General features: G+C 43.5%; 1 pseudogene. It reads left to right on the forward strand.

Annotated elements, in window-relative coordinates:
* Positions 1–393, forward strand: a pseudogene (locus tag N480_RS15075) (transposase); the annotation flags it as partial.

Genomic DNA, 393 nt, shown 5'->3' on the forward strand with positions numbered 1-393 from the left:
TGATATAAGCTGGTTTATGCGCACGCTAAATGAAGATATCGCGCGCAAAGCAAATAGAGAAGATGGTTGTACGGGGCGATTCTGGGAAGGGCGTTTTAAATCACAAGCCTTGTTAGATGAAGCCGCGTTGGCAGCGTGTTTAGCGTATGTGGATTTGAATCCAGTAAGAGCCAAAATGGCAGAGACGCCAGAAGAGTCAGACCACACCAGTATTAAAACACGTATTGAAACAGCAAAAGCGAGTAAACAACCTAAGTCACTTATGCGCTTTGCAGGTAACCCAAGAAAACATATGCCAAAAGGGCTGCCATTTGAATTCAAATATTATGTAGAGCTTGTTGATTTGACAGGTCGATGTATACGTGAGGATAAACGAGGGTTTATCACAGACGC

The sequence above is a fragment of the Pseudoalteromonas luteoviolacea S2607 genome (assembly GCF_001625575.1).
Classification (GTDB): Bacteria; Pseudomonadota; Gammaproteobacteria; order Enterobacterales; family Alteromonadaceae; genus Pseudoalteromonas; species Pseudoalteromonas luteoviolacea_E.